General features: G+C 70.4%; 24 protein-coding genes. 10 read left to right on the top strand and 14 right to left on the bottom strand.

Translation table 11 applies throughout. The features are described from left to right. On the bottom strand, positions 1-846 hold the full coding sequence (locus ACTU3I_RS03090; RefSeq protein ID WP_442924149.1) for an exodeoxyribonuclease III: 846 nt from the start codon (positions 844-846) through the stop codon (positions 1-3). 86 nt (positions 847-932) lie between these two features. On the opposite strand from ACTU3I_RS03090, the gene pyrE reads away from it, so the two are divergent. After that, positions 933-1,511: an orotate phosphoribosyltransferase gene (gene pyrE, locus ACTU3I_RS03095; RefSeq protein WP_442924150.1), complete on the top strand. Its 579-nt coding sequence runs from the start codon at positions 933-935 to the stop codon at positions 1,509-1,511. A gap of 243 nt (positions 1,512-1,754) precedes the next feature. Here the strand turns inward: pyrE and ACTU3I_RS03100 are convergent, their stop codons facing one another. Together ACTU3I_RS03100 and ACTU3I_RS03105 are read right to left on the bottom strand one after the other, a co-directional pair. Then, positions 1,755-2,327: a YdeI/OmpD-associated family protein gene (locus ACTU3I_RS03100; protein WP_442924151.1), complete on the bottom strand. Its 573-nt coding sequence runs from the start codon at positions 2,325-2,327 to the stop codon at positions 1,755-1,757. Beyond that, positions 2,327-3,151, bottom strand: a complete 825-nt coding sequence (locus ACTU3I_RS03105) for an HAD-IIA family hydrolase (RefSeq protein WP_442924152.1) — start codon at positions 3,149-3,151, stop codon at positions 2,327-2,329. Before ACTU3I_RS03105 ends, ACTU3I_RS03100 begins: the two co-directional genes overlap by 1 nt. Before the next feature lie 266 nt (positions 3,152-3,417). Here ACTU3I_RS03105 and ACTU3I_RS03110 point away from each other — a divergent pair, with 266 nt between their 5' ends. Continuing rightward, positions 3,418-4,365, top strand: coding sequence for an SDR family NAD(P)-dependent oxidoreductase (locus ACTU3I_RS03110; RefSeq protein ID WP_442924153.1), 948 nt, complete (start codon positions 3,418-3,420; stop codon positions 4,363-4,365). Between the two features lie 21 nt (positions 4,366-4,386). Here ACTU3I_RS03110 and ACTU3I_RS03115 read toward each other — a convergent pair whose 3' ends face one another. Together ACTU3I_RS03115 and ACTU3I_RS03120 are read right to left on the bottom strand one after the other, a co-directional pair. After that, positions 4,387-5,022: a metal-dependent transcriptional regulator gene (locus ACTU3I_RS03115; protein WP_442924155.1), complete on the bottom strand. Its 636-nt coding sequence runs from the start codon at positions 5,020-5,022 to the stop codon at positions 4,387-4,389. Between the two features lie 9 nt (positions 5,023-5,031). Further along, complete coding sequence (locus ACTU3I_RS03120) at positions 5,032-6,354, bottom strand: Nramp family divalent metal transporter (RefSeq protein WP_442924156.1); 1,323 nt, start codon at positions 6,352-6,354, stop codon at positions 5,032-5,034. A 68-nt stretch (positions 6,355-6,422) separates the two neighbouring features. On the opposite strand from ACTU3I_RS03120, the gene ACTU3I_RS03125 reads away from it, so the two are divergent. Next, complete coding sequence (locus ACTU3I_RS03125) at positions 6,423-7,064, top strand: TrmH family RNA methyltransferase (RefSeq protein WP_442924157.1); 642 nt, start codon at positions 6,423-6,425, stop codon at positions 7,062-7,064. 9 nt (positions 7,065-7,073) lie between these two features. Here the strand turns inward: ACTU3I_RS03125 and ACTU3I_RS03130 are convergent, their stop codons facing one another. Next, entirely contained in the window at positions 7,074-8,399 is a 1,326-nt protein-coding gene (locus ACTU3I_RS03130) for an MATE family efflux transporter (RefSeq protein ID WP_442924158.1), read from the bottom strand. A gap of 9 nt (positions 8,400-8,408) precedes the next feature. Further along, positions 8,409-8,834 (bottom strand): MerR family transcriptional regulator, encoded by a 426-nt coding sequence (locus tag ACTU3I_RS03135; RefSeq protein WP_442924159.1) that lies wholly within the window; start codon positions 8,832-8,834, stop codon positions 8,409-8,411. A gap of 114 nt (positions 8,835-8,948) precedes the next feature. Between ACTU3I_RS03135 and ACTU3I_RS03140 the strand changes: the two genes are divergently transcribed. The 3 genes from ACTU3I_RS03140 to ACTU3I_RS03150 all read left to right on the top strand — a co-directional run bounded on the left by ACTU3I_RS03140 (position 8,949) and on the right by ACTU3I_RS03150 (position 12,669). Then, positions 8,949-9,671 (top strand): SDR family oxidoreductase, encoded by a 723-nt coding sequence (locus ACTU3I_RS03140; RefSeq protein ID WP_442924160.1) that lies wholly within the window; start codon positions 8,949-8,951, stop codon positions 9,669-9,671. 50 nt (positions 9,672-9,721) lie between these two features. After that, positions 9,722-11,686 (top strand): M13 family metallopeptidase, encoded by a 1,965-nt coding sequence (locus ACTU3I_RS03145; RefSeq protein ID WP_442924161.1) that lies wholly within the window; start codon positions 9,722-9,724, stop codon positions 11,684-11,686. Positions 11,687-11,748: 62 nt separating this feature from the next. Beyond that, the gene (locus tag ACTU3I_RS03150; RefSeq protein WP_442924162.1) at positions 11,749-12,669 is read left to right on the top strand and encodes a serine hydrolase; all 921 of its coding nucleotides are present in this window, start codon (positions 11,749-11,751) and stop codon (positions 12,667-12,669) included. Positions 12,670-12,963: 294 nt separating this feature from the next. Here the strand turns inward: ACTU3I_RS03150 and purU are convergent, their stop codons facing one another. Next, on the bottom strand, positions 12,964-13,845 hold the full coding sequence (gene purU / locus ACTU3I_RS03155; RefSeq protein WP_442924164.1) for a formyltetrahydrofolate deformylase: 882 nt from the start codon (positions 13,843-13,845) through the stop codon (positions 12,964-12,966). A 372-nt stretch (positions 13,846-14,217) separates the two neighbouring features. Between purU and helR the strand changes: the two genes are divergently transcribed. Further along, positions 14,218-16,359, top strand: coding sequence for an RNA polymerase recycling motor ATPase HelR (gene helR, locus ACTU3I_RS03160; protein WP_442924166.1), 2,142 nt, complete (start codon positions 14,218-14,220; stop codon positions 16,357-16,359). On the opposite strand, the gene ACTU3I_RS03165 is transcribed toward helR, so the two are convergent. Continuing rightward, a complete protein-coding gene (locus ACTU3I_RS03165) occupies positions 16,356-17,825 on the bottom strand; it encodes a peptide MFS transporter (protein ID WP_442924167.1) in 1,470 nt (489 codons plus the stop codon). The two genes, helR and ACTU3I_RS03165, sit on opposite strands and share 4 nt — an antisense overlap. A gap of 299 nt (positions 17,826-18,124) precedes the next feature. Between ACTU3I_RS03165 and ACTU3I_RS03170 the strand changes: the two genes are divergently transcribed. After that, complete coding sequence (locus ACTU3I_RS03170) at positions 18,125-19,468, top strand: MFS transporter (protein ID WP_442924168.1); 1,344 nt, start codon at positions 18,125-18,127, stop codon at positions 19,466-19,468. A gap of 16 nt (positions 19,469-19,484) precedes the next feature. Here ACTU3I_RS03170 and ACTU3I_RS03175 read toward each other — a convergent pair whose 3' ends face one another. Continuing rightward, entirely contained in the window at positions 19,485-20,939 is a 1,455-nt protein-coding gene (locus tag ACTU3I_RS03175) for an MFS transporter (RefSeq protein ID WP_442924169.1), read from the bottom strand. A 69-nt stretch (positions 20,940-21,008) separates the two neighbouring features. Between ACTU3I_RS03175 and ACTU3I_RS03180 the strand changes: the two genes are divergently transcribed. Next, complete coding sequence (locus ACTU3I_RS03180) at positions 21,009-21,716, top strand: GNAT family N-acetyltransferase (protein WP_442924170.1); 708 nt, start codon at positions 21,009-21,011, stop codon at positions 21,714-21,716. Positions 21,717-21,788: 72 nt separating this feature from the next. Next, on the top strand, positions 21,789-22,697 hold the full coding sequence (locus ACTU3I_RS03185) for a cyclase family protein (RefSeq protein WP_442924171.1): 909 nt from the start codon (positions 21,789-21,791) through the stop codon (positions 22,695-22,697). A 10-nt stretch (positions 22,698-22,707) separates the two neighbouring features. Here the strand turns inward: ACTU3I_RS03185 and ACTU3I_RS03190 are convergent, their stop codons facing one another. The 4 genes from ACTU3I_RS03190 to ACTU3I_RS03205 form a co-directional block, all read right to left on the bottom strand. Beyond that, positions 22,708-22,971, bottom strand: a complete 264-nt coding sequence (locus ACTU3I_RS03190; protein WP_442924172.1) for a glutaredoxin family protein — start codon at positions 22,969-22,971, stop codon at positions 22,708-22,710. After that, a complete protein-coding gene (locus tag ACTU3I_RS03195) occupies positions 22,968-23,738 on the bottom strand; it encodes an SDR family NAD(P)-dependent oxidoreductase (RefSeq protein WP_442924173.1) in 771 nt (256 codons plus the stop codon). Before ACTU3I_RS03195 ends, ACTU3I_RS03190 begins: the two co-directional genes overlap by 4 nt. Before the next feature lie 66 nt (positions 23,739-23,804). Next, positions 23,805-25,451: a flavin-containing monooxygenase gene (locus ACTU3I_RS03200; RefSeq protein ID WP_442924174.1), complete on the bottom strand. Its 1,647-nt coding sequence runs from the start codon at positions 25,449-25,451 to the stop codon at positions 23,805-23,807. A gap of 28 nt (positions 25,452-25,479) precedes the next feature. After that, positions 25,480-26,403 (bottom strand): alpha/beta hydrolase fold domain-containing protein, encoded by a 924-nt coding sequence (locus ACTU3I_RS03205; RefSeq protein WP_442924175.1) that lies wholly within the window; start codon positions 26,401-26,403, stop codon positions 25,480-25,482. Positions 26,404-26,641 lie beyond the last annotated feature (238 nt).

The raw sequence follows: 26,641 nt of genomic DNA on the forward strand, positions 1-26,641 counted from the left end.
TCAGCCGAAGATCATCGGCCGGTCGTCGTCATCGTCGGGGCCCGTGAGGTCGAGGTCGACGACCACCGGCACGTGATCGCTGGGCACTTCGCCCTTGCGCTCGTTCCGGTGGATCTCGGCGCCGGTCACGGCCTCGGCGAAGGCGTGCGACCCGAGGACGAAATCGATGCGCAGGCCCTCGTTGCGGGGGAAGCGCAGCTGCTTGTAGTCCCAATACGTGTAGCCGGTGGGAACGAGCGGACGGACGACGTCGGCCAGCCCTGCCGACTCCAGCGCGGCGAAGGCCTCGCGCTCCGGCGGGGAGACGTGGGTGGTCACCCCCTCGATGACCGTCGGGTCGCCGTTGTCGGCGTCGGTGGGCGCGATGTTGAAGTCGCCGGTGAGCGCGAAGGCGAGATCGGGCGTGCGTGCGAGCGTCTCGGAGGTGTACTCCTGCAGCGCGCTCAGCCAGTCGAGCTTGTAGTAGTAGTGCGGGTCGCCGAGCGAGCGCCCGTTGGGCACGTACAGGCTCCACACCTTCACCCCGCCGACGGTGGCGCCGATCGCGCGGGCCTCCTGCGGAGCATCCGGCCCCTCGTGGCCCTTGGCGAACCCGGGCATGCCTGGGAAGCCGATCTCGACGTCGTCGAGCGGCTGCCGGCTGGCGATCGCCACGCCGTTCCACTGGTTGAGCCCGTGCGCGGCGACGGTGAATCCCGCGTCTTCGAAGGCCTCGTACGGGAACTGCTCCGTCTTGCACTTGATCTCCTGCATCGCCAGCACGTCGATGTGCTCGCGCACCGCGAAGTCCAGGATGCGGGGGAGGCGGGCGCGGATGGAGTTGACGTTCCAGGTGGCCAAGCGCATGCCGTCCAGCCTAGAGCCGGCCGCCGACGCGCGACCTCGTCACCCGCGCGGGGCGGGGCGACGCCGCGGCTCAATAGAATCGGGGCGTGACCGTCGCCTCCACGCCCGAGCTCGAAGCCGATCGCCAGGGGCTCATCGCCCTGATAAACGCGGAGGCGGTGTTCCACGGAGACTTCACCCTCTCCAGCGGCAAGAAGGCGACGTACTACGTCGACATGCGCAAGCTCACGCTCGATCACCGTGCAGCCCCGACCATCGGCCGCATCATGCTGGATCTGCTCCGCGATGTCGACGGCGTCGTCGCGGTCGGCGGGCTCACCCTCGGCGCCGACCCGATCGCCAACGCCGTGCTGCACGAGTCGGTGCGGGCGGGGACGCCGCTGGACGCCTTCGTCGTGCGCAAGGAACCCAAGGACCACGGCCGTGGCCGCCAGGTCGAAGGGGCGGATGTCGCGGGCAAGCGAGTGGTCGTCGTCGAGGACACCTCCACGACCGGCCAGTCGGCGTTGAAGGCCGTCGAGGTGCTGCGTCGCGAGGGGGCCGAGGTGGTCGCCGTAGCGGTCATCGTCGACCGCAAGACCGGCGCCCAGGCCGCTGTCGAGGCGGAGGGCCTGCAGTGGCTCGCGGCGATCGACCTCGACGATCTCGGCCTTCAGCCCCAGTAGCCCGCCCGTCGCCCGGGCTTCGCGTACCGTACTCAGTCTCCGCGGGTGCCTGGTGCGGGCCATCCGCGGGATCACGCGGCCGAACGCGGCGGCCGACGGCGTTCGGACTGAGTACGGTTCGGCGACAGCGGGCAGCGGCTCAGTCGCGGTCGCGACGGAAGTAGCGCACGGTCTGGTAGATCAGCACCACCAGCGCGCCCGCTCCCGTCACCAGCGCGACGAGCAGGATCGGCGTCGTGTCGGTCACGGGCGCGTGCCTTCCGCGGCATCCGCGACGAGCTTTCCGATGCGGGCCGCGCGGGTCTCGGGGCGGCGCGCGGTGTCGACGTTCGTGATACCGAGTTTGCGGGTCGACGGCGGGAAGGCGTCCCAGTTGGTGCGAGCGGTGGGAACCGCGTCGAGGGCGGCCGCGAGATCGTCGGGCTCGCGCAGCGCCTCGGCGTTGTCGAGCACGCTCCATGCCCCGTTGGCCTTGGCGACCTCGATGGCGCGGATGCCGGCGGCGGCGAGGAGCCCGGCGGCCTCGAGCTGAGCCACACGCGCCTTGTTCGTCGCCGCCCACCCGCTCGACGGCCGGCGCGGGGCGAACCACAGACCGCCGCGCTGCTCGTCGAAGGTGCGCACCGGGCCGTCGATCCAGCCGAAGCACAGGGCGTGGAGGATGGCGTCCTCGTACCCGACCAGTTCGAGCCCCGATCCCGCGCGCGGTCGGACGAGCCACGCTCCGCGCGAGGTCGCATGGTGCGCGGCCAGCCACGCGCGCCACGCGGCCGCGTCGGGCGCCTCGACCCGTTCGCCGTCGTCGAGGACCCCCATCACAGCCCCTGGGCGGGGTCGGTCTCGGGGTACTCCGACTCCCCGCGCTCGTCGCGCACGAGCTCGGCCACCGAGCCGAGGATCTCGTCGGGGCGGAACGGGTAGCGCTCGATCTCGCGCTGATCACTGATGCCCGTGAGCACGAGCACCGTGTGCAGGCCCGCCTCGATGCCCGCGACGACATCGGTGTCCATCCGGTCGCCGATCATCCCGGTGACCTCGGAGTGCGCGCCGATGCGGTTGAGGGCGGAGCGGAACATCATCGGATTCGGCTTGCCGACGACATACGGCTCCTTGCCGGTCGCCTTCGTGATGAGGGCCGAGATCGCGCCGGTCGCCGGAAGAACTCCCTCGATCGAGGGGCCGGTGGCGTCGGGGTTGGTCGCGATGAAACGCGACCCGCTACGGATGAAGCGGATCGCCTTGGTGATCGCCTCGAACGAGTAGTTGCGGGTCTCTCCGACGACGACGTAGTCAGGGGCTGTCTCGGTCATGATGAAGCCGGCCTCGTGCAGCGCGGTCGTCAGACCCGCCTCGCCGATGACGAACGCCGTCCCGCCCGGCATCTGCGACGCGAGGAAGTCGGCCGTGGCCAGCGCCGACGTCCAGATCGACTGCTCCGGCACGACGAGGCCCGAGGCGCGCAGGCGTGCACTGAGGTCGCGCGGGGTGAAGATCGAGTTGTTCGTGAGGACGAGAAACGGGGTGCCGTCGTCGCGCCACTGCTCGAGAAGCTCCGACGCGCCGGGAATGGGCGTGTTCTCGTGCACGAGAACACCGTCCATATCGGTCAGCCAGCACTCGATATCGGCTCTCGTGCGCATGGGCTCAGCCTATGCCCGGCCTCAGCCGCCGTCACCGGCGCATCGGGCGCCGAAGCGAGCATGACCCGCCTCGAGTCGGGCGCCTCTCGTTCGGTACGCGTGGTGAAGGGCGCCGCATCCGGACCCGTGTAGCGGCGCGAGCTGCCACCCGACGGGGGAGGCTTGCGGTTCGCGTGGCGAAGGGTGCCGCATCCGGACCCGAGTTGCGGCCCGACCTGCCACCCGGCCACCCGGCCTCAGCCGCCGTCACCGGCTAGCGTGGGGACGTGACACGTGCCGGATGGGATCCCCGAGTCCTTCCCGACCTGTCCGGCCGTACGTACCTGGTCACCGGTGCGACCGCCGGATTGGGCTTCTTCTCGTCCGAGCAGCTCGCCCGCGCGGGCGCGTCGGTCATCGTGACGGGTCGGAGCCCCAACAAGCTCGCGCTCGTGCGGGCGACGCTGGCTCAGCGGGTTCCGGATGCAGCCATCGAGACGCTGCTGCTGGACACCAGCAACCTCGGATCGGTTCGCGCCGCCGCCGCGACCGCCCGGGCGCGGGGCCGGCTCGACGGGCTGCTCCTGAACGCCGGCATCATCCACCCGCCGAAGGCGCGCGAGGAGGTCGACGGCAATGAGCGCGTCTTCGCGACGAACGTGCTCGGCCACTTCGTGCTCGCCGGAGAGCTGCTCCAGCCGCTGGCCGCCGCATCCGGCCGGATGGTGTGGCTCGGCAGCCTTTCGACGTCGCTCTGGCGCTATGACCTCGCCGACCCCCAGCTGACCGAGGGGTACTCCGCGTGGCGCGCCTACGTGCAGTCGAAGATGGCCACGACCGCCGTCGGTCTCGAGGCCGACCGGCGCCTGCGTGCGGCGGGGGTTCCCGTCGCGAGCGTCGTCGCCCACCCCGGTTACGCCATCAGCGGCCGCACGCGCGGCATCCGCGGTGTCAATGAGCCGTCGCGCGTGTCGCGGTTCGTGGGCAACCTGCAGGCTCCGATCGCGCAGTCCAAGGAGGATGCGGCGGCGTCGTCGGTGCGGGCGCTGGTCGATCCGGCGATCGGCGGCGGCGAGTTCTGGGGACCGCGCTTCCTGGTTCGCGGTCGCCCGGCGAGCTCCGCCGCCGCGGCGGGTACGCGGACCGCCGAGCTGGCCGAACGGCTCTGGCGGTTCTGCGAAGACGCCACCGGCGTGCGCTGGCCGTTCGCGAAGGCCGCCCGGGCCGCCTCGTAGCGGGCGGGTTCTGACCGCCGGTCAGGCGGAGAGCCACACGGCGTCGGCGGCGCCCTCGGGAAGCTCCGCGATGCGCCCGTCGACCCGTACGGCGCCCTCCGGGAGCACCTCCACGGCGTGCCCGACGTCGACGCCGCTGTCGACGAGTGCCCGCAGCAGAGCCGGGTCGCGGTCGCTCACGCGGAGCACGCGGCCGCGGTGCCCTGTCGGGGCGGAGCGGAGCAGCACGAACGGCTCGCGGTGCACGTCGCCGTCGGCATCCGGGATCGCGTCGCCGTGCGGGTCGAATCGAGGGCGGCCCAGCCGCGCGTCGATGCCCTCCAGGAGCCGGTCGCTGAGGGCGTGTTCGAGCACCTCCGCCTCGTCGTGCACCTCGTCCCAGCCGTAGCCGAACTCCTGCACCAGCCATGTCTCGATGAGCCGATGCCGCCGGACGACGGCTGCCGCGCGACGTTCACCGGCGTCGGTCAGCGACACGGGACCGTACGGACGATGGGTGACGAGGCCCTGCGCGGCGAGCTTCTGCACCATCTCGGTGACGCTGGAGGGCGCGAGGCCGAGGACGGTTGCCAGCTGAGACGGCGTCATCCGCTCGTCTTGCCATTCGGTGTGCTGGTAGATCGTCTTCAGATAGTCGTCGACGGCGGGGGATGCCACGCGTTCAGGCTATCCGCCCGTGAAGACGAGCCACAGCAGGATGCCGTTGAGGGTCACGAGGAACACCGATGCGGCGATGCCGGCCACCGTCGTGAAGAGGCGGTTGCGGTGCACGCCGAGCACATCGCGGCGGGCGGTGACGGCGACGAGCGGGATGAGGGCGAACGGGATGCCGAACGACAGCACCACCTGACTGAGCACGAGGGCCGCGGTGGGGTCGAATCCGAGCGCCAGGATGGCCAGCGCGGGAAGAAGCGTCACGAGGCGGCGCGCGAGGAGGGGCACGCGGATGCGGAGCAGGCCGTGCATGATCTCCGCGCCCGCATACGCGCCGACGGAGGTCGAGGCCAAGCCGCTGGCGAGGAGCCCCACTGCGAAGAGCGTGGCCACGAGCCCTCCGAGACCGCTCGCCAGGGCGGCATACGCGCCCTCGAGCGAGTCGGTGCCGGGGATGCCGGGGAGGTTCGCCGCGGCCAGGAGCAGGATGCAGAGGTTCACGGTGCCGGCGATCGCCATCGCGATCGTGACGTCCCACTTCGTCGCGCGCAGCAGTCGGGTCGTGGGGATGCCGCGCGCCATTTCGAGCCGCGACTTGCGGGAATCGGCGGTATCCGGGCCCGAGATAGCCGCCGATTCACGCAAGTCGGTGGGGCGGAAACGGTCGCGGGCGAGAGCGGAGTGCGCGTAGATCGCGTGCGGCATGATCGTCGCGCCGAGGATCGACGCGGCCAGCAGCACCGACTCCGTGCCCTCGAAGCGCGGCACGAGGCCCGCCGCGACACCGCCGGGGTCGGGCGGCCCGATGAAGACTCCGTAGGTGAAGCCGACGGCGATGATCACCACGAGGCCGATGACGATGAACTCGAACGGCCGCGCCCCGCGTCGCGACTGCACGACGAGGAGCACCATCGACACCACGCCCGTGATGACCCCGCCCCACAGCAGCGGCACGCCGAACAGCAAATTGAGCGCGACGGCGCCGCCGATGACCTCGGCGACGTCGGTGGCCATCGCGACGAGCTCGGCCTGCAACCAGTACGCGCGGCGCGCCCAGGGATTGCGGATGCGCCGGCCCAGCGTCTCGGGGAGGCTGGCACCGGTGACGATCCCGAGCTTGGCCGAGAGGTATTGGATGAGCCACGCCATCACGTTGCCGAGGACGACGACCCAGACCAGGAGGTATCCGAACACCGCTCCCGCGGTCATGTTGCTCGCGACGTTCCCCGGGTCGAGGTAGGCCACCCCCGCGACCAGCGCGGGCCCGATCAACCACGCTACGCGGCCGGTGGTCGGGGGTGTGGGGGCGTCGAGAACGGCTTCGTTTTTCGGCACACCGAAACCGTACTCTATTTTTCGGGCGCCCGAAATATCTGGCCGCGAGCGCGCGGTAGCGTGAGGGGGTGACCGATGCGCCGCGCGACGAGGACGAGCCGCGGCTTCCCGTCGGCGTCGGGCCGTGGCCCGGCGGCCCCGACGCGTGGCCGACCGATCAGCGCTACGACCCCGACCTGCTCCGCAGCGGCGACCGGCGCAACGTCGTGGACGGGTACCGGTACTGGCGGATGGAGGCGATCGTCGCCGACCTGGACTCCCGCCGCCACCCCTTCCACGTCGCGATCGAGAACTGGCAGCACGACCTCAACATCGGCTCGATCGTCCGCAGCGCCAACGCCTTCCTCGCCGCCGAGGTGCACATCATCGGCCGCCGCCGGTGGAACCGCCGTGGCGCGATGGTCACCGACCGCTACCAGCACGTGCGCCACCACGAGGACGTCGCCGCGTTCGCCGCATGGGCGGATGCGGCGGGCCTGCCCGTTCTGGCAATCGACAACGTCGACGGCTCCGTGCCGGTGGACCGCGCCGACCTTCCGCAGCGCTGCGTGCTGCTGTTCGGACAGGAGGGCCCGGGGCTGTCGCCCGAGGCGCTCGCCGCCGCATCCGCGGTCGTGGAGATCACGCAGTACGGATCGACGCGCTCCCTAAATGCGTCAGCCGCTGCCGCGGTCGTCATGTACGAGTGGTGCCGCCGCTGGGCGGGATGACCCCATCGATCACGCCTCCGTGGTCATCCACGCGCGGCCGCGGACGCGCCATCCGAGCGTGAGAAGCCGGGCGATCATGTACGCGCCGAAGAACGCCGCCGCGAGCCAGGCGAGCCCCGCGGCCCCGGATGCACCGACGACCGCTACGGCGATCAGTGCGGGCGCGTAGATCACGAGATTCACTCCGCCGGCGAGTGCGAGATACCGCGCGTCCCCCGCACCGATCAGCACGCCGTCGAACACGAAGACCACCGCCGACAGCGGCTGGGCGAGCGCGAGCACGAGAAGGGCGGGCTGGATGAGCGCGGCGAGCGCCGGGTCGCCCGTGAAGACGAGGCCAAGCACCCCCGAGAGGGCCGCGATGAGGCCCCCGACGATCACGCCGAACCACAGTCCCCACGCCGTCGTTCGCCGCAGCACCATCGACACCTCGGTCTCGTCGCCGGCGCCCAGGCCCTTGCCGACGAGCGCTTGCGCGGCGATCGCGAGAGCGTCGAGCGCGAACGCCGCCGCCGAGAACATGGTGAAGACCACCTGCCACCCGGCGAGCTCATCCGTCCCCAGCCCGGTGGCGACGGCGACGGTGGCGAGAAGGGCTACGCGCAGACTCACCGTGCGCAGGAACATCCACCCGCCCGAACGGGCCGAGCCGCGCACCCCCTCGCGCTGCGGGCGGACGGAGGCCGCATGGCGCCGTGCGAGACGGCCGATCACGGCGACGTAGGCGGCGACCATCCCCCACTGAGCGACGACGGTGCCGACCGCCGAGCCGGCGATCCCCCAGCCGAACCCGTAGATGAAGACGACGTTCAGCACGGCGTTGGCGGCGAATCCGGCGCCGGCGATCCACAGCGGCGTGACGGTGTCCTGCATCCCGCGGAGGAGGCCCGTCGCGGCGAAGACGATGAGCATCGCCGGAAGCCCCCACATCGAGACGAGGAGATAAGCCTCGGCGTTCTCGGTGACCTCCGCTCCCGCGCCGAACAGGCCCACGAGAACCGGGGTCGTGAGCGACCCGGCGAGGGCGAGGACAGCTCCGAGCCCGAGGGCGAGCCACATTCCGTCGATGCCGACCGACACCGCGCGCGTGGGATCCCCCGCACCGAACCGGCGAGCGACGGCGGGCGTCGTCGAGTACGCCAGGAACACCATGAGCCCGACGATCGTCTGCAGCACGGCGCCCGCGATGCCCAGACCAGCCAACGGGGCGACGCCGAGGTGTCCGACGAGGGCCGAATCGACGAGAAGGAAGAGCGGCTCGGCGATCAGCGCGCCGAGCGCGGGCACGGCGAGCCGCAGGATCTCCCGGTTCAGGGTGCGGCGGCCGGTGGTCACCGTCCGAGCCTAGGCGGGGGCGGGGACGAGCTCGCTCGCGGAGGCGGCGTACGGAGCCCACGCCGGCTCGCGCAGCGCAGGGCAGTGCTCAGGAGTCGGATGGGAGGAGATGTGGATCATGCGGTCCAGGGCGTCACGGGCCTCGGCGAGCTCGGTGATGGCGAGCGTGATCCGGTCGCGCTCGGCGGCCATCAGGTCCTGGGCCTCGGCGGATGCGGTGCCCGACTCGATGCACGGCATGAGCCTCACGATGGTACGGCTGGGAAGCCCTGCCGCGTACAGCTGCTGGATCAGCTTCACCCGCTCGACCGCCGACGCCGGGTATATGCGCTGGCCGCTGTGCGTGCGCTCGGCGGCCAGCAGCCCCTGCTCCTCGTAGTAGCGCAGCGCGCGCGTGCTGACCCCTGCCCGCCGTGCCACTTCGCCGATTCGCATGTCGCCCTCCGTCATCTCGCCGGCGGGACTTGACGTTGACGCCGACGTGAGGTTTTAGCGTAAGCGTCGGCGCACCCGCCCTGGGCCGCCGGACCACCCAGGAGACACCCACTGATGAACGTTCAGGACCAGATCGCCCTCGTCACCGGAGCCAACCGCGGGATCGGGCGCCAGTTCGTGCTCGAGCTGCTCGACCGCGGTGCAGCCAAGGTCTATGCGACGGCACGTCGCCCCGAGACCATCCCGACGGATGACCCGCGGGTCGTGCCGCTGCGCCTCGATCTCCTCGACTCCGAGTCGGTCGCCGAGGCCGCCGCATCCGCCGCCGACGTGACGCTGCTCGTGAACAACGCCGGCATCTCCACGGGAGCCACCCTCGTCAGGGGCGAGCTGGCGGAGATCCGGCGCGAGATGGATACGCATTTCTGGGGAACCCTCGAGGTGATCCGCGCCTTCAGCCCGATCCTGGGCGCGAACGGAGGCGGCGCGATCGTGAACGTGCTCTCGGCGCTGTCGTGGTTCGCCGCGCCGGGTGCCGGTGCCTATGCCGCTGCGAAGGCGGCGGAGTGGAACATGACCAACGGCGTGCGCCTCGAACTCGCCGCACAGGGCACCCTGGTGCAAGGCGTCCTCCTCGGTGCCGCCGACACCGACATCATGGCCGGCTACGAGGGTCCGATGATCCCCCCTCGCCAGGTGGCCCAGTCGTCCCTCGACGGTCTGGCCGACGGAGCGATCGAGGTGCTCGTCGACGACTGGACGACGTGGGTGAACGCCTCGGTGGCGGGGGATCGGGCGGCCTTCTACGCGCGGATCACCGAACTGCTCGGCTCCTGAGACATGACGCGTTCGGCGAGTGGCAAGCGTGAGGTGCTTATCCTTGGAGCATGACCGACTCCCCCCGTTCGGGCCTCGCGCTCGAGGAGCTCAGCGACGAGATCCGCCCGCAAGACGACCTGTTCCGCCACGTCAACGGGCGCTGGCTCGAGCGCACGGAAATCCCGGATGACAAGGCGCGCTGGGGCTCGTTCCACCTCATCGCCGAGCAGGCCGAGAAGGACGTGCGCGCGATCGTCGAGGAGTCGCAGGGCGCCGACCCGGGTACCGAGACCCGCAAGATCGGCGACCTGTATTCGAGCTTCATGGACACCGCGCGCATCGAGGAGCTGGGGGCCGCGCCGCTCGCCGACCAGCTCGCCCTCGTCGACGGTGTCGACAGCATCCCGGCTCTGCTCCGCGCGGTGGGCGTGCTCGAGCGCGACGGCATCAGCGGACTGATCGCGCTGTTCGTCGAGCCCGACCCGGGTGACCCGCAGCGGTATCTGCCGGTGCTGTACCAGGGCGGCATCTCCCTTCCCGACGAGAGTTACTACCGGCTGGACAACTTCGAGGAGACCCGTGCCGCCTATCGCGGGCACATCGAGAGGATCCTCGACCTGGCCGGGGTGGCGGATGCTTCGTCGTCGGCTGACCGGATCTTCGCGCTGGAGACCGAGCTGGCCACCTATCATTGGTCCCGCGAGGACAGCCGCGACGCCGTGAAGACCTACAACCTCCGCACGTGGGAAGACACCGTCGCCCTCGCCGGCATCGACCTGGCCCCGTGGCGGGACGCGGTCGCGCCGGGGCACCCGGATGCCTTCGCCGAGGCCGTCGTCTACCAGCCCAGCTTCCTGGAGTCCTTCGGGGCCCTCCTCACCGAGGAGCGCCTCGAGGACTGGAAGGCGTGGCTGCGGTTCAAGATCGTCCACGCCGCCGCCGCGTTCTTGTCGGAGGAGTTCGTCGCCGAGAACTTCGCGTTCTACGGCACGCAGCTCACCGGCGTCCCGGTCAACCGGGAGCGGTGGAAGCGCGGGGTGGGGCTCGTCGAGGCCGCGATGGGCGAGGCCGTCGGCCGCGTCTACGTCGAGCGTCACTTCCCGCCGGCGGCGAAGGAGGCGATGGACGAGCTCGTCGCGAACCTCGTCGAGGCCTACCGACAGAGCATCCGGGAACTGGAGTGGATGAGCCCGGAGACGCGTGAACGGGCGCTGGCCAAGCTCGACGCCTTCACTCCCAAGATCGGCTACCCGGTGAAGTGGAAGGACTACTCGACGCTCGAGATCGACGCGAGCGACCTCGTCGGCAACGTCCGCCGCGCGCACGTGTGGGAGCACGACCGGCAGTTGGCGAAGGTCGGCCAGCCGATCGACCGCGACGAGTGGTACATGACGCCGCAGACGGTGAACGCGTACTACAACCCCCTGATGAACGAGATCGTGTTCCCGGCCGCCATCCTGCAGTACCCCTTCTTCGACGCGGACCGGGATGCGGCGGCCAACTACGGCGGCATCGGCGCGGTCATCGGACACGAGATCGGCCACGGGTTCGATGACCAGGGGAGCCGGTTCGACGGCGACGGGTCGCTGCGCGACTGGTGGACGGAAGCGGATCGCACGGCGTTCGAGGAGCGCACCTCGGCGCTGATCGCACAGTACAACGCGCTGGTGCCGCAGGGTCTGTCGGCTGAGCACACGGTGAACGGCGCACTCACGATCGGCGAGAACATCGGTGACCTCGGCGGCCTGGGCATCGCGATCAAGGCGTACGAGCTGTCCCTCGACGGCCAGCCGGCGCCCGAGGTGGACGGGTACACCGGCATCCAGCGGCTCCTTCTCAGCTGGGCTCAGATCTGGCAGCAGAAGGGCCGCGAGGCCGAGACGATCCGACTCCTGACGATCGACCCGCATTCGCCGAACGAGTTCCGTTGCAACCAGATCGTGCGTAACATCGACGCGTTCTACGACGCGTTCGGGGTCACCTCGTCTGACGAGCTCTGGCTCGAGCCCGATCAGCGCGTGACCATCTGGTAGCCGGCGGTTCACCCGGATGTGCTGAGCTGATCCCCCCGCTGCACACGCCCTAGGAGACCGTTGTGGGTACGACCCCGGAGACGCCGCGCGACACACCGCTGCGCGGCGCCGGTCGCCCGGCCACGCGACGCCCGCCGCGGCGGACGTCCGCCGGGCGCCGCACGTTCACGTCGACGCTGCGCGCGCTCGACGACCTGGCGTCGTCGGGTGCACGCGTCGCGGTGCGCATCGACGACCTCGACCGCGGGACGGCCGTCCTCGCGGGAGACGACAACGACACCCTCCCGGTGGGCGGGCTCGGTGTCGTGCCGCTGCTGGTCGAGGTCGCGGCCGCGTTCGAGGATGGACGGCTGAATCCGCTCGAGATCGTCGACCGCAGCTCGCTCGAACCGGTGACTGTCGCGGGGATCTGGCAGCACCTGAAGGCGCCTGCCCTTCCCCTCGCGGATCTGGCCGTCCTCGCCGCATCCGTGGGTGACGCGCTCGCCGCGAACGCCCTCCTCGACCGCGTGGGGCTGCCGGCGGTGCGCGCGCGGCTGGAGACCCTCGGAATGGAGCGCACCGCGCTCCTCGACCGCTTCCGCGACCGCCGCGGTCCGGACGACGCGCCGCGCCTCGCGCTGTCGTCGGCGCGCGAGCTCGCGACGCTGTTCGCGGCCCTGGTGAACTCTCGCGCGGTCGACGCCCGCGTGAGCGCCCAGGTGGCCGAGTGGCTCAGCCGTAACGCCGACCTCAGCCTCGTCGCATCCGCCGCCGGCCTCGACCCCTTCGCCCACGAGAACGACGATCACGGACTGCTGTTCATCAACAAGACCGGGCGTGATGACGGCGTGCGCGCCGAAGCGGGTGTCCTCGCCGGCCCGCGCGCAGGTGTCTCCTACGCGCTCATCGTCTGCTTCGACGACCTGTCGATCGCGCACCGGTTGCGCGCGCACGACGCGTTCCGGGTGCTCGGCCTGGAACTGATGGAGTACGTCTTCTGACGCACGCGAAGGGTCGCAATCCGCGGCATGATGGAGGCCTGCTGCCGCGTAAAGAGACCCCTCGCGGCAGGAGAGGATCCGCATGACGGCGAGGGAGCTGGTGAGCATCGAGCTGCTCCCGGATGCTGCGACCGATGCGGCCGTGCGCGCCGGTGGGCCGCTGCATCCGCGTCGGTCACCGATCTGGGGCCGCTCATGTGACACCCCCCGCTCCGCGAGGGGTCGCGACACGCGGCATACCCGTGCTCGATGCCGCGTCTTGCGACCCTTCGCGGGAGGTCGGGCAGCCGGGAGCTAGAAGACGATCGTGTGGTTGCCGTTTCGCAGCACGCGATCCTGGGCGTGCCACAGGACCGCGCGGGAGAGCACCTGCCGCTCGACGTCGGCACCCCGTCGCGCCAGCTCGGCGGCCGAGTCGCCGTGGGTCACGCGGATGGTGTCCTGCTCGATGATCGGGCCCTCGTCGAGGTCGGTGGTGACGTAGTGCGAGGTCGCTCCGATGAGCTTGACTCCGCGTTCCTTCGCCTTCTTGTACGGCTCGGCGCCGATGAAGGCCGGGAGGAAGGAATGGTGGATGTTGATCACCGGCACCGCGAGCTTCTCCAGGAAGTCGGACGACAGGATCTGCATGTACCGGGCGAGGACCACGAAGTCGACGTTGCCGACGAGGAGCTCCAGGATGCGGGCCTCGGCCGCGGACTTGTCGGGTCCCGGTGCCGAGGGCACGTGGAAGAAGGGGACGCCGAACGAGCGGACGTCCTCTGCGGCCGTGGTGTGGTTCGAGATCACCATCGGAATGCTCACCGGCAGATCCCCGCGACGATGCCGCCACAGCAGGTCGAGCAGGCAGTGGTCCTGCTTCGACGCGAGGATCGCCATCCGCTTCGGGACGGACTGATCCGTGAGCGACCATTCGAGGTCGAACCCCTCGCCGAGGGTCGCGGCGAGGTCGGCCTCGATCGCCGGAAGCGAGGCGGCGAGGTCGGGACGATGGAACACCACGCGCTGGAAGTAGGCGCCGCCGCGCGGGTCGTCGGAGTACTGATCGAAAGCCACGATGTTGCCGCCGTTGCGGGCGATGAGCGCCGACACCGCGGCGATGATCCCGGGGCGGTCGCTGCCGTACACGATGAGACAGGCGTGATCGGGGGCGAGCTGCGGGCTGTGCGGGGCCATCCGATCATTCTGCCGTGCCGCGCGCGGCATCCGGGACGCGCCGGGCCGTGACGGTCGCCGCGCTGGCGTTAGCGGCGAGTCCGTCCTGGCGACGCGATCCGGCCGCCGGCTCCGCCGCGGCATCGACCTGCCACCGCGGTATGGGTGATGACGTCCGCGACAGTTCGAAGGCTCGCCCACCTCCCCGCCACATCCAGGATATGGCCGGCAGGGGGTCTTGCCGCAAGACCCCCTCTCGAGGAGAGAATCGGGCTCATCCGCGCGTTCGCGCGCTCACCGACCCTGATCCCGCCGCTGCCCGTCGCCCAGGCGGGCCTCGTCGTCGCGCCCTCGCGCGGTCGACGTTCGTGCCGCCTCATCCCTGGAGTACGAGTGATTCCGACACCGACCGACCCCTTCGCCCTTCCCGCCAACCACCCGAAATCATCGCCCGAACTGATCGACGCCGATCGTGCCCATTTCGGAGCCGTCGCCGCTGCAGTGCACACGCAACGCGCGGAGGCTGCGGAGCGTCTCGACGCAGTCCGACGACGCCCGGCCGGCGTCGGCGGTGCCGCCGTAGAGCGTGACGCCGAGGTCCGGCGTCTGAGCGGTCGCATCCGGCTTCTCGAGCGATTCGACATCGACCTGTGTCTGGGGCGGATGACGCTCCTCGACGGCGGTCACCTCTACATCGGCCGCGCGGGACTCAGGACGCCCGCGGGTGAAGTGCTCCTCATCGACTGGCGCACCCCGGCGGCCGAGCCGTATTTCGCCGCGACCTTGGAACATCCGGTGGGTATCGTCTCGCGGCGACGATACCGGTGGGTGGGTGAGCGCATCGTGGATTACTGGGATGAGGCACTCACCGATTCGGCGCTCGACGAGCCGGGGGCGTGGGACGACCAGTCCGCTTTCATCGCGAGCCTCGGGTCGCACCGGGAGCCGAGGATGCGCGACGTACTGGCCACGATCCAGGCCGACCAGGACGCCATCATCCGCACCCCCTCGCCAGGCGCGCTCGTCGTGGACGGGGGTCCCGGCACCGGCAAGACTGTCGTCGCGCTGCATCGAGCGGCCCATCTCCTGTACGCCGAGCCGCACCTGACGAGCGGAGGGGGCGGGATGCTGCTCATCGGGCCGAACGAGAACTACCTCGCCTACGTCCAGAACGTCCTTCCGAGCCTCGGGGAGGACTCCGTGCGACTGTCCACGCTGCGCGACCTCGTCCCCCAGGGCCGTCTTGCGGTCGACGAGGCAGATGCCCGCGTCGCCGGGATCAAGGCCGCCCTCGATCCCGCGGCGGTGATCGCCGCGGCCGTCGCGGAATACGAACGGCCGCCGCAGCGCGCCATCCGGCTCGAGACGCCGTGGGCTGATCTGTGGCTGACGCGTGACGAATGGGCCGAGCTGTTCGATCGTGCCGACGGGGCGACGCCCCATAACCCGGCGCGCGACGAGGTGTGGGAGGAGATCGTCGAGTACCTCGTCGACCAGGTCGGCGATCCGGAGGTCCCGCCCCACGCCGTGCGCGGGTGGCTTCGACAGGACGACGAGCTCACGGGCCTGTTCCTTGCTGCGTGGCCGATCGTCGCACCCGTCGCCGTCGTCGCTCGCCTGTGGACCGACATCGACTTCTTCCTGCGCTGCGCACCACACGTGAGCGCGGCCGACGCCGCCGCGCTCCAACGGGACGACGCCCACGCGTGGACCGTGTCCGATTTGCCGCTTCTCGACGAAGCCCGCCGCCGCATCGGAGGTCTCGACGACCTGCGGCGCGACCGGCGCGCGCGCGTCGACGCCGCCGCCTCGCAGGCGCAGATGTCACGTGTCGTGGAAGAGCTGATCGCAAACGACGACAGCGAGATGAAGGTGATGTCGATCCTGCGTGGGCAGGACGCCCAGAACGTCCTTGCCGAGGCCGCGCCGCGGCCCGTCTCGACGATCGACGAGCTGGCAGGCCCCTTCGCCCACATCGTCGTCGACGAGGCGCAGGAGCTCACCGACGCAGAATGGCGGATGGTTCTCTCCCGCTGTCCGTCGCGCAGCGTCACAGTGGTCGGTGACCGCGCTCAGGCCCGCCACGGCTTCGCGGAGACCTGGGCTGAACGCCTCGCCCGCGTGGGAGTGCGCAGCATCCGGATCGCGCAACTCAGCATCAACTACCGCACGCCCGCGGAGGTGATGGCAGTCGCCGCTCCCGTGATCCTCGCGGTACTCCCAGACGCCAACGTGCCCACATCGGTTCGCCGCAACGGAAATGCCGTGCGTGAGGGCCATCCTTCGCAGCGGGACCACATTCTCGGCGAGTGGCTCGCGGATCATCCCGAAGGCGTCGCGTGCGTCATCGGCGACCCGTCGTTTGTCCCTGGCGCTCGCGTGCGAGCACTTACGCCGACCGAGGCGAAGGGCCTGGAGTTCGATCTGGTCGTCCTGGTGCGACCTGAGCAGTTCGGGGCCGATGTCACCGGCGCGGTCGACCGATACGTCGCCATGACGCGATCGACCGCGCAGCTCGTCGTCCTCCGGGACTAACGCACGCCGCGCATGAGTGCGAGCACGGGCTTGGTGAAGACGAACAGCGCAATGCCGAGGGCGATCGCGATGGCGCCGAGGATCGTGAAGTACGGCACCTCGTCGTGCGGGTCGTAGAACTGGGCGACCCACCCCGCGATCGAGGTGCCCAGGGCGACCGACAGGAAGTACAGCGCCACCATCTGCGTCTGGAACCTCGCCGGGGCGAGCTTCGTCGACACCGACAGACCCGGCGGGGAGATGAAGAGCTCGGCGACCGTGAAGACGAAGAGGATGCCGACGATCGCCAGGAGCGGCGTGGAGTTGGCCGCCCCGTTGGCGAAGAAGAGGAACAGCAAGAACGCGCCGCCCATGATGATCGCCCCCAGCGAGAACTTGACGGGAGCCGGGGGCTGGCGCCGGCCGAGCTTCGTCCAGATCGCCGCGAAGACGCCCGAGAGGATGATGACGAAGATCGGGTTGATGGAGTTGATCCACGACGGCGGCATCTCCCATCCGAAGATGCTGCGGTTGAGGCGCTCGTCGGAGTAGATGGTCAGCACCGTGAACTGCTGCTGGTACAGCGACCAGAAGCCGACGTTGACGACGAACAGCGGGATGAACCCGACGACGCGGGAGCGTTCCGTGCCGCTGATCGCGCGGGAGCTGAAGATGACCGCGAAGTAGGCGACCGCGGCCGCGAGCGTCACGAGGATGACGATCGCGGCGAGGTTGTCTAGGCGGATGACGCCGAGGAGAACGAGGGCGGCGATCACCGCGAGACCTGCGACGGCGACGAGGATCACCAGCATCCGCTTCTTGGCGGGGAGCGGGTTGGGGACGCGCCGGGCGGATGCGGGGAGCTGGCGGCGTCCGAACGAGTACTGCACGAGGCCGAGCGCCATTCCGACGGCGGCCGCCCCGAATCCCCAGTGGAACCCGACCGAGGACTGGAGGGCGCCGGTGACGATCGGGCCGAGGAAGGCGCCCAGGTTGATCCCGAGGTAGAACAGCGAGAAGCCGGCGTCGCGGCGCGGGTCGTCGGCGGAGTAGAGCGTGCCCACCACCGAGGTGGCGTTGGCCTTGAGACCGCCCGATCCGACCGCCACGAGGACCAGCCCGACGCCGAGACCGACGAATCCCGGCAGCAGCGCGAGCGCGATGTGCCCGCACATGATCACGATGGCGCTGAAGAACAGCACCCGCTCCGAGCCGAGCAGGCGGTCGGCGATCCAGGCGCCGAGGATGGTCGAGAGATAGACCGTGCCGCCGTAGGCGCCGATGATGCCCGTCGCGATGGCCTTGTCGATGCCGAGGCCGCCCTCGGTCACCGAGAAGTACATGTAGTAGAGCAGGATCCCCTGCATGCCGTAGAAGCTGAACCGCTCCCACATCTCCACGCCGAAGATGTGCGCGAGGGCCCACGGCTGCCCGAAGAAGCGGCGGTCGCGATCGCTTTCGGGAGCGGGCGCGGTCTGCGATGACATGCGTTCAGGCTAGACCCGGCGCCACGCGCCGCTCGTCACCCGGTGTTCGGGGCGCCGAATGAGCTTTGGGGCGACCGTTGAGCGCCCCAAAGCACTTTCAGCGCCCCAAACCGGGAGGCGCGGGCGGCGGGACGCGCGGCGGGACGCGCGGCGCGGGCGCGCGCGGCGCGGGCGGGCGCGGGCGGGCGCGGGCGGGCGGGCGCGGGCGGGCGCGGGCGGGCGGGCGCGGGCGGCGGGGGCGGGCGGGCGCGGGCGGGGGCAGGGGAGGGGAGGGGCGTCGGCGGGAGTGACACGCGACAATGGGGAGCGTGAGCACCGCATCCCTGACCGGCCCCGGATGGCGCGCGTGGCTCATCTGGAGCGTCGGACTCGGCGCGTACGTCGTGGCGGTGGCGAACCGGTCGTCGCTCTCGTCGGTGGGGGTCGACGCTGCCGTACGATTCGATGCCGACGCATCCGCCCTGTCGATGTTCGCCGTGGTGCAGCTGGCGGTGTACGGCGCGCTGCAGATTCCCGTCGGTCTGCTCCTGGACCGCTACGGCGCGCGGCCGATCATCGTGACCGGCATGGTGCTGATGGCGGCCGGACAGGGGGTCATGGCCCTGGCGAGCGATGTGGGGATCGGCCTGCTGGCGCGCGTGCTCATCGGCGCGGGCGACGCGGCAGTCTTCCCGAGCGTGCTGCGTCTGATCGCGCTGTGGTTCCCGGCGCAGCGTGCACCGGTGCTCGTGCAGACGACGGGGCTGGTCGGTCAGTTCGGTCAGATCGTGTCGGTGCTGCCCCTCGCGTTGTTACTGCACGCGACGACCTGGTCGATCGCGTTCGGGAGTCTCGCCGGCCTCGGGATGCTGTTCGCGGTGCTGACGTTCGTGCTCATCCGCAATCGTCCGCCCGGGCGCTCGTCCGACGTCTCGGTCGACACCGACACCGGTGCCATCCGTGTCGTGAGGTCGACGGCGGACCTTCGCGAGGGGTTCCGGGAGTCGTGGGCGCATCCTGCGACGCGCCTGGCGTTCTGGTCGCATTTCACGGCGCCGTTCGCCGGGACGGCGTTCGTGATGCTGTGGGGCTTCCCCTTCCTCACCGCGGGGGAGGGGCTGTCGACGGCGACGGCCTCGCTCGTCGTGACGGCGTTCATCGTGTTCGGCATGATCTTCGGCCCGGTGCTGGGCGCACTGTCGGCGCGGCATCCGATGCGACGCTCCCGGCTCCTGGTCCTCCCGACCGTGGGGGTGCAGGCAGCCGTCTGGCTCGTCGTGATCGCGTGGCCCGGCACCGCTCCGCTCTGGCTGCTGTTCGCCCTCGCGCTCGCCCTCGGCATCGGCGGCCCGGCGTCGATGATCGCCTTCGACCACGCCCGCACGTACAACCCGAGCCACCGCCTCAGCACGGCGACGGGCATGGTCAACGCGGGCGGGTTCTTCGCGGGTCTCCTCGCCATCCTCTTCATCGGCGTCGCGATGGACCTGCTCGGTGCGGGAAGCCCCGACTCCTACTCGCTGGGCGCCTTCCGCATCGCCTTCCTGACGCAGGTGCCGCTGTGGCTCCTCGGGGCGGTGATGATCGTGATCGAGCGCCGACGCACTCGCATCCACATCGGCCTGGACGCCCCGCGCGCCCGGCGGTCCCGGCCCGGCGCCTGAAGCAGCGACGCGGGGCTCAGCGCCGGGGCAGATCGGGGAGGGACGGTCGACCACCCATCGGCACCGGGCGTGCGGGGATGAGCAGGGCGAGCACCAGGGCGATCACGGCCGCCCCGATCCCGAGTGCGAAGGACGCCTGGAAGGCGCCGGCTGTGGGCACCTGGGTGCCGTCGGCGGTCGTCACGGACATGCTCGCGAGGACGACCCCGATGATCGCACCGGCGGTGCTCGTTCCCAGAGACCGCGACAGGGCGTTGAGGCCGTTCGACGCGCCGGTCTCGCTGGGCGGGACGGAACGCATGATGAGCATCGGCATGGCGGCATAGCCGAAGCCGATCCCGAAGCCGATCAGGATGTTCGCGATCACGAGGTGCCACACCTCCGTCGCCCACAGGAGCGAGAACCCGTACGCGACGATGAGCGAGACGGAGCCGGCGACCAGGAGGATCCGCGGCCCGACGGCGTGGGCGAGCCGGCCCGACAGCGGCGAGAGCAGCATCATGATGATGCCCGACGGCATGATGACCAGGCTCGCCGTCAGAAGCGGCAGGCCGAAGCCCACGCCGGTGGATGCCGGCAGCTCCAGCATCTGGGGATACGAGACCTGAGAGCTGAACAGGGCGAAGCCCATCGCGATCGACGCGAGATTGGTCAGGAGCACCGGGCGGCGCGCGGCGACGCGGAGGTCGAGGAGCGGCTCCGGGATGCGCAGCTCGAACCATCCCCAGGCGAGGAGGATGACGACACCGGCCACCCCGAGCCCCAGCGTCAGCGGCGACGCCCAGCCCCACTCGCTCCCCCGGGAGACGGCGAGGAGCACCGCGAGGAGCCCCGCGGCGAGACCTGCGGCGCCGACGAAGTCGAATCGCCCCTCGGTGCGCAGGACGCTCACGGGAACGATCGTGAGAACGAGCACGAACACCACCACGCCCAGACCGCCCGAGATCCAGAACAGCACATGCCAGTCGCTGCGGTCGGCGACGACGGCGCTGAGCGGGAGCCCGAGCGCCCCGCCGACCCCGAGCGTCGCGCTGATGAGAGCGATCGCGGAGTCGATGCGCTTCTCGTGCAGCACGTCGCGCAGGATCGAGATCCCGAGGGGGACGACGCCGACGACCGCGCCCTGCAGGGCACGGCCGACGATGATCCCGACGATCCCCGGCGACAGCGCCGCGATCACCGAACCCGCCACCATGACGGCGATCAGCACGAGCACGATCCGCCGCTTGCCGTACATGTCACCCAGACGGCCGGCGATCGGCGTGGTGACCGCCGCAGACAGCAGGGTCGCCGTGACGACCCAGGCGGTGTCTTCGCGCGAGGCGTTCAGCAGCTCCGGGAGACGCGTCTGGATGGGCACGACCAGCGTGAACATGAACGACGAGCTCAGTCCCGCCAAGGCCAGGACGGCGACGATCAGCCCCTGGGGCGGGAGGCGAGTCAGATTGCGTCGATCATTTCCCCGGGGCACTCCTCCCACGGTAGCGGCGCGGCGGCCCCGGTCGGGCCATCCCGACCCCCGCGGTGCAAGACTGGGCGGGTGAGCGAGGAGCCCGACGTCGAGATCCGTGAGCTGACCACGGTCGCCGAGGTGCACGAGGCCGCCGCCGTGCTCGCCTCGGTCTGGCCGGGCGATCGCCACGCGATGCCGGCGAACATCCTGCGCGCGCTGCAGTATTCGGGCAACTACGTCGTGGGGGTGTTCGACGACGGCCGCATGGTCGGAGCATCCGCCGCGTGGTTCGGCGCTCCGGGCGATCGCACCATGCACTCGCACATCACCGGGGTGATCGCCGCAGCCCAGGGGCGGGGTGTCGGGCGCGCTCTCAAGCAGCACCAGCGCGATTGGGCGTTCGCGCGCGACGTGGGCCACATCACATGGACGTTCGATCCGCTCGTGGCGCGGAACGCGCACTTCAACCTGCGCGTGCTCGGCGCCCGGGTGAGCCGGTACCTGGTGGATCAGTACGGATCGATGAACGACGACGTCAACCGGGGCGTGCCGACCGATCGCCTTCTGGTGACGTGGGCTCTCGCGGCGCCGCCGGTGCCGACGCCCGACGACGACGACGTCGTCGCGGAGGTTCTCATCCCCGGTGACATCGAAGGACTCCGCCGCGAGACACCGGCCGCGGCGGCCGCCTGGCGCACCGCCGTCCGCGGCACCCTCCTGGGCCATTTCGACCGGGGCCTGCGCATCGGCGGGTTCGACGACCAGCGGGGGTACCTCCTCGTCCCCGCCGACTGACGCGACAGTTTCCGAGCGACGGTTGACGGTCGAGCGGCGGCGAGGGCCGGCATCCGTTCCTAGGCTTGCCGCATGCCCGAGTACCGCGCCGTCTTCGATTTCGACATCCGCTTCGCCAACGGCGGGGCGCTGAGCGGCACCGGATTCCGCCTCGACCTGCCGTCGGCGGAGGAGGACGCAGACGCAGTGGGCCGGCTGCTCGTGCGTCACCTCGGCCTCGCTCTCGTGGACACCGTCGAACTCCGAGGCCTGCGCATCCTCGAGGAGGCGCACCGCGGGAGCCGGGGGGTGGAGACGCCTCCCGCGAGCCGACGCCGCATCGTCGACCTCAGTCACCCGATCCGCGCCGGGCTCGTCACCTACCCCGGCCTCCCGGCTCCCACCATCGAGCCGTACCTGACCCGCGCCGACTCGCGCTCCCGCTACGCGGCGGGGACGGAGTTCGCGATGGACGTGCTCACCATGATCGGCAACACCGGCACATACCTCGACTCCCCGTTCCACCGGTACGCGGACGGATCCGACCTCGCGGGCCTCGACCTCGCGACGCTCGTCGGGCTGCCGGCGGAGGTGTTCCACCTCGAAGACGCGTGGACGCCCGAGCGCCGCGGCATCCGCGCGGAGACCCTCGCCGACCGCGACGTGCGCGGGGCCGCGGTGCTGCTGCACACCGGGTGGGATCGCTGGTTCGGACGGGAGGAGTACGGCCGGGGTGCGCCGTACCTCACGGGCGATGCTGCACGCCACCTGATCGAACAGGGTGCGCTGCTCGTGGGCATCGACTCCGTCAACATCGACGACACCGAGTCGGGCGGCGAGCGTCCCGCGCACTCGACCCTCCTCGGCGCGGGCGTGCACGTGGTGGAACACCTCACGCGCCTAGGCGAACTGCCCCCGCGCGGCGCACGGTTCACCGCCGCCCCGCCCGCCGTCGAGGGATTCGGCACGTTCCCCGTGCGGGCCTTCGCCGAACTGGGCTGATCCGACGCCGTCAGGCCGGAAGCAGACCCGTCCGCTGGAGGGCGGAGGTCAGCTCGTCGTCCGACGGCTCGACCATCGTCGAGCCGTCGGGCAGCACGAGATACGGCGTGCTCAGCCTGCCGAGCTCGCGACGCACCCACTCCGCCGCATGCGGGTCCAGCGTCAGGTCGACCCACCGGTAGGAAACGCCCCGGGCGTCCAGGAGCGCCCGAGAGCGACGGCAGTCCGCGCACGTGGGCGTGCCGTAGACGACAAGCTCGGATGCCGCGGTCATCGCGCCGTGTACCCGCCGTCGACCGGGAGCGTCACCCCGGTGATCCAGTCCGCCTCGTCGGAGGCGAGGAAGAGCACGGCGGCCGCGACGTCGGACGGTCGCCCGAGGCGTCGCAGCGACTGGTGCGCCGTCATCATCTCCTCGTACGCGGGCAACCCGCCGGGGTAGGCCGCGGCGATGCCCTCGACCAGGGGGGTGAGGACGGTGGAGGGATTCACGGCGTTCACCCGGATGCCGTACCGGCCGTAGCTCGCGGCGTCCTGGCGTGTCTGCATATTCACCGCGCCCTTGGCCACGTGATACGGCGTGAACTCGTCGTTGCCGAGGATCCCGTAGATCGAGGAGAAGTTGACGATCGCCCCTTTCCCCGCCGCGAGGAAATGCGGCACGGCGGCTTTCGTCGCGAAGAAGACGCCTTTCACGTCCACGGCGAACACCGCATCCCACTCCGCCTCGCTCACCTCGTGCGTGGGCTTGTCGACGCCGATGACACCGGCGCAGTTGATGAGCACATCGAGGCCGTCGAACGCCGTCGCCGCCGCATCGATCGCCGCGCGCATATCGTCTTCGCGAGCGACGTCGGCGCGGATGAACCGTGCATCGCCGCCCCCGTCGCGGATGCCGGCGGCGATGGCCTCACCGCGCTCCTCATCGCGATCGAGCAGGGCCACCCGCGCGCCCTCGCGCGCGAACAGCGCGGCCGTTGCGCTTCCCATACCGGAGGCCGCGCCCGTGACGGCGGCCCGCTTGCCTGCAAGACGATCCATGTCGGTCCTTTCCTCGACTCCGACACCGGGATGCCGCGGCGCGTGCCACGACATCCCGGCGAGGGGTCACGCTTCGACGGTCTCCGGGGTACGGGCGCGGTACAGCAGCGACGCATACCCCGACTCCTCCAGTTCCCGGCAGTGCTGCTGGTATACCTGGCCGCCGCCCATGTACACCTGGAACTCCTCCGGCTTGCCGGGGATGTTCTCGCCGAGGAACCAGGCCTTGGCCTTCTTGCCCTCGGTGTACATGACCGTCGAGCGTCCCGTGCGCTCGGTCTCTTCGCGCCACCAGTCCTCGGACTCCGGCGTCGCCTCGAAGTACTCCACGCCGTTCTCCTCGGCCCACTTCAGCGCGCGCTGCAACCACTGCGCGCCGAGCTGGATGGGCACGACGAGGTTCGAGTAGGGGGTCTGCGGCCCGAGCGACATGAAGAAGTTCGGGAATCCGTGGGCGTTGATCCCCAGGTTCGACTTGAGCCCCTCCTCGGCCCACTTCTCCCTCAGGGTCCGTCCGCCTCGTCCCGTGATGTCGATGTGGGTCAGGGTGCCCGTCATCGCGTCGAAGCCCGTGGCGAAGATGATGACGTCGAGCTCGTACTCGGTGTCGCCGACCTTGATGCCCTTCTCGGTGATCTCGGTGATCGGTGTCGACGCCGTGTCGATGAGGTGCACGTGGTCGTGGTTGAACGCGGCGTAGTAGCCGTGACCGGTGGGCACGCGCTTGCCGTTGAACGAGTACGTGCGCGGCGACAGCAGCTCGGCCTTGGCAGGGTCGGTCACGATCTCGGCGATCTTCGAGCGGATGAACTCGGCTGCGAGCTCACTGGCCTCGTGGTTGGTGGCCAGGTCGTTGAAGCATTCGTTGGCGAAGTGGAAGCCGCCCTCGTTCCACTTGCTCTCGAAGATGCGGCGGCGCTCCTCATCCGACACCTCGAGGGCGCTGTGCTGTGCCGGCTCCATCGCTACGCCGAAGGGATGGTTGGCGGCCTTCTCGTACACGGCGTCGTAGTTCTCGCGGAGCCAGGTCATCTCCTCGGCCGAGACCTTGTCGTTGTTGGTCTCCACGACGAAGTTCGGCGTGCGCTGGAAGACGAAGAACTCGCCGACCTCGCCCGCGATGACCGGCACGATCTGGATGCCCGAGGCGCCCAGCCCCACGAGTCCGACCCGCTTGCCCGCGAGGTCGGCGCCGGTGCGCGGCCAGTGCGCGGTGTGGTACTTCTCGCCGCGGAACGTGTCGATCCCGGGGATGTCGGGGTAGACCGCCTGCGAGAGCACGCCCATGCCGCTGACCAGGTACTTCGTCGTCACGCTCGACCCGTCGGCGAGGTGGACGGTCCAGGTGTTGGCGTCCTCGTCGTACACCGAGGATTCCACGCGCGTGTTCAGCCGGATGTCGCGGCGCAGGTCGAGACGATCGGCGACGAAGTTGAGGTAGGCCAGCACCTCCTCCCCGGACGGGTAGCGCTCGGTCCACGTCCACTCGTCGCGCACCTCCTTGGAGAACGAGAACGAGTAGTACGAGTATTCGCTGTCGGTGCGCACACCGGGGTAGCGGTTGACCCACCAGGTGCCGCCGATGCCGTCCTCGCCGTCGACGACGAGGGTGCGCAGGCCGATGTCGCGCAGGTGGTGCAGCAGGGCGAGCCCGGAGAACCCGGCTCCGATGACGATCGCGTCGTAGTCGCGGTCGGTGGTGGTGTTCGTCATGGGTTTCCTTCCAGGAGTGAGGGGTGTGTCAAGCGGGGATCCGAGCGGCGCGAGCGGCGTGGTACCACTGCGCCATCCGCTCGATCGATGCGTCGGCGGGAGCGTGCTGACCGGCCTGCAGCGTCCAGACGTGCTGCTCCCCGACCGCCGTGTCGAACGTCACGTCCACGCCGTCGCGCCGGGCGCGTTCCGCGAGCCGTACCGCGTCGGCGAAGAGCGACTCGATGTCGGACGCCGCGATGTACAGGGGTGGAAAGCCGGTGAAGTCCGCGTACAGCGGATTCACGAGCGGGTCCGTGGGGGAAGCGCCGCCGGCGAGGTACCGGTCGATGTTCCCCTGCAGGCCCTCCCGCGCGATCAGGAAGTCGGTGGCGTCGTTGGTCTCGATCGTCTCGCCCGAGTTCTCCATGTCGACCCACGGCGAGACCGTCATCACCCGACCCGGGACGGGGAGGCCGTCGCGGATGCGGCGCAGCGTCGTCGCGATGGCGATGCTGGCGCCGGCGCTGTCTCCCACGGGCGTGATGTCCTGCGGGCGGATGCCGCCTTCCACGAGAGCGTCGATGACGGCGCTGGCATCGTCGATCTGGGCCGGGTACGGATGCTCGGGGGCGCGGCGGAAGTCGGCGACGAATGCGTGCGTCCCCGCGGCCTTGGCGAGATGGCCCGCGAGCTTGCGGTGACTGGCGGCCGATCCGAGGGCGAAGCCGCCGCCGTGAAGCACCAGCAGCATCTGCGTCGGATCCGCTCCGAGGGGGGTGACGAGGATGCCAGGTACCCCGCCGAGACTCGTCGAGGCGTAGGTCACCGCCTCCGGCTCTGCCGTCGCGCGGTGCCAGTCCTCGAAGATCCAGCGCATCACCGGCAGCGACATGTCCGGTGCCGCCGCGAACTCGACGGACCATTCGGCGTACATCCTCCCCAGCGGGTCGGTCGGCACGTTCTGGGCCATGGGCAGATCCTCCTCATCGCGGATTCCAAGGGTTTCGGGCGGCTTCTGCGCCGCGCTGAGACCCAGGATGACCCCGCCGAAACGCCTTCCCGCGGGGTGTCGCAGAATGAGTCACCCCTGTCTCACGGTGACGCGGTCGAGCCTTTCTCCCGCGTCCCAGACTCTTCTCACACCACCCGTGTCGGCACTGCAGCGGAGGCCTCGACCTCCCGAGGAGCCGGCCCTCAACGAAGAGAAA

The sequence above is a fragment of the Microbacterium sp. RD1 genome (assembly GCF_052220165.1).
Taxonomy (GTDB): Bacteria; Actinomycetota; Actinomycetes; order Actinomycetales; family Microbacteriaceae; genus Microbacterium.

What these genes read in the sequence shown, in the direction of transcription:
- ACTU3I_RS03100 (WP_442924151.1), bottom strand. Translation starts at nt 2,327, where the DNA reads ATGGGGGTCCTCGACGACGGCGAACGGGTCGAGGCGCCCGACGCGGCC.
- purU (WP_442924164.1), bottom strand. Translation starts at nt 13,845, where the DNA reads ATGGCCCCGCACAGCCCGCAGCTCGCCCCCGATCACGCCTGTCTCATC.
- ACTU3I_RS03190 (WP_442924172.1), bottom strand. Translation starts at nt 22,971, where the DNA reads ATGACCGCGGCATCCGAGCTTGTCGTCTACGGCACGCCCACGTGCGCG.
- ACTU3I_RS03105 (WP_442924152.1), bottom strand. Translation starts at nt 3,151, where the DNA reads ATGCGCACGAGAGCCGATATCGAGTGCTGGCTGACCGATATGGACGGT.
- ACTU3I_RS03135 (WP_442924159.1), bottom strand. Translation starts at nt 8,834, where the DNA reads ATGCGAATCGGCGAAGTGGCACGGCGGGCAGGGGTCAGCACGCGCGCG.
- ACTU3I_RS03170 (WP_442924168.1), top strand. Translation starts at nt 18,125, where the DNA reads ATGGGGAGCGTGAGCACCGCATCCCTGACCGGCCCCGGATGGCGCGCG.
- ACTU3I_RS03205 (WP_442924175.1), bottom strand. Translation starts at nt 26,403, where the DNA reads ATGGCCCAGAACGTGCCGACCGACCCGCTGGGGAGGATGTACGCCGAA.
- ACTU3I_RS03165 (WP_442924167.1), bottom strand. Translation starts at nt 17,825, where the DNA reads ATGTCATCGCAGACCGCGCCCGCTCCCGAAAGCGATCGCGACCGCCGC.
- ACTU3I_RS03195 (WP_442924173.1), bottom strand. Translation starts at nt 23,738, where the DNA reads ATGGATCGTCTTGCAGGCAAGCGGGCCGCCGTCACGGGCGCGGCCTCC.
- ACTU3I_RS03185 (WP_442924171.1), top strand. Translation starts at nt 21,789, where the DNA reads ATGCCCGAGTACCGCGCCGTCTTCGATTTCGACATCCGCTTCGCCAAC.
- ACTU3I_RS03200 (WP_442924174.1), bottom strand. Translation starts at nt 25,451, where the DNA reads ATGACGAACACCACCACCGACCGCGACTACGACGCGATCGTCATCGGA.
- ACTU3I_RS03090 (WP_442924149.1), bottom strand. Translation starts at nt 846, where the DNA reads ATGCGCTTGGCCACCTGGAACGTCAACTCCATCCGCGCCCGCCTCCCC.
- ACTU3I_RS03145 (WP_442924161.1), top strand. Translation starts at nt 9,722, where the DNA reads ATGACCGACTCCCCCCGTTCGGGCCTCGCGCTCGAGGAGCTCAGCGAC.
- ACTU3I_RS03140 (WP_442924160.1), top strand. Translation starts at nt 8,949, where the DNA reads ATGAACGTTCAGGACCAGATCGCCCTCGTCACCGGAGCCAACCGCGGG.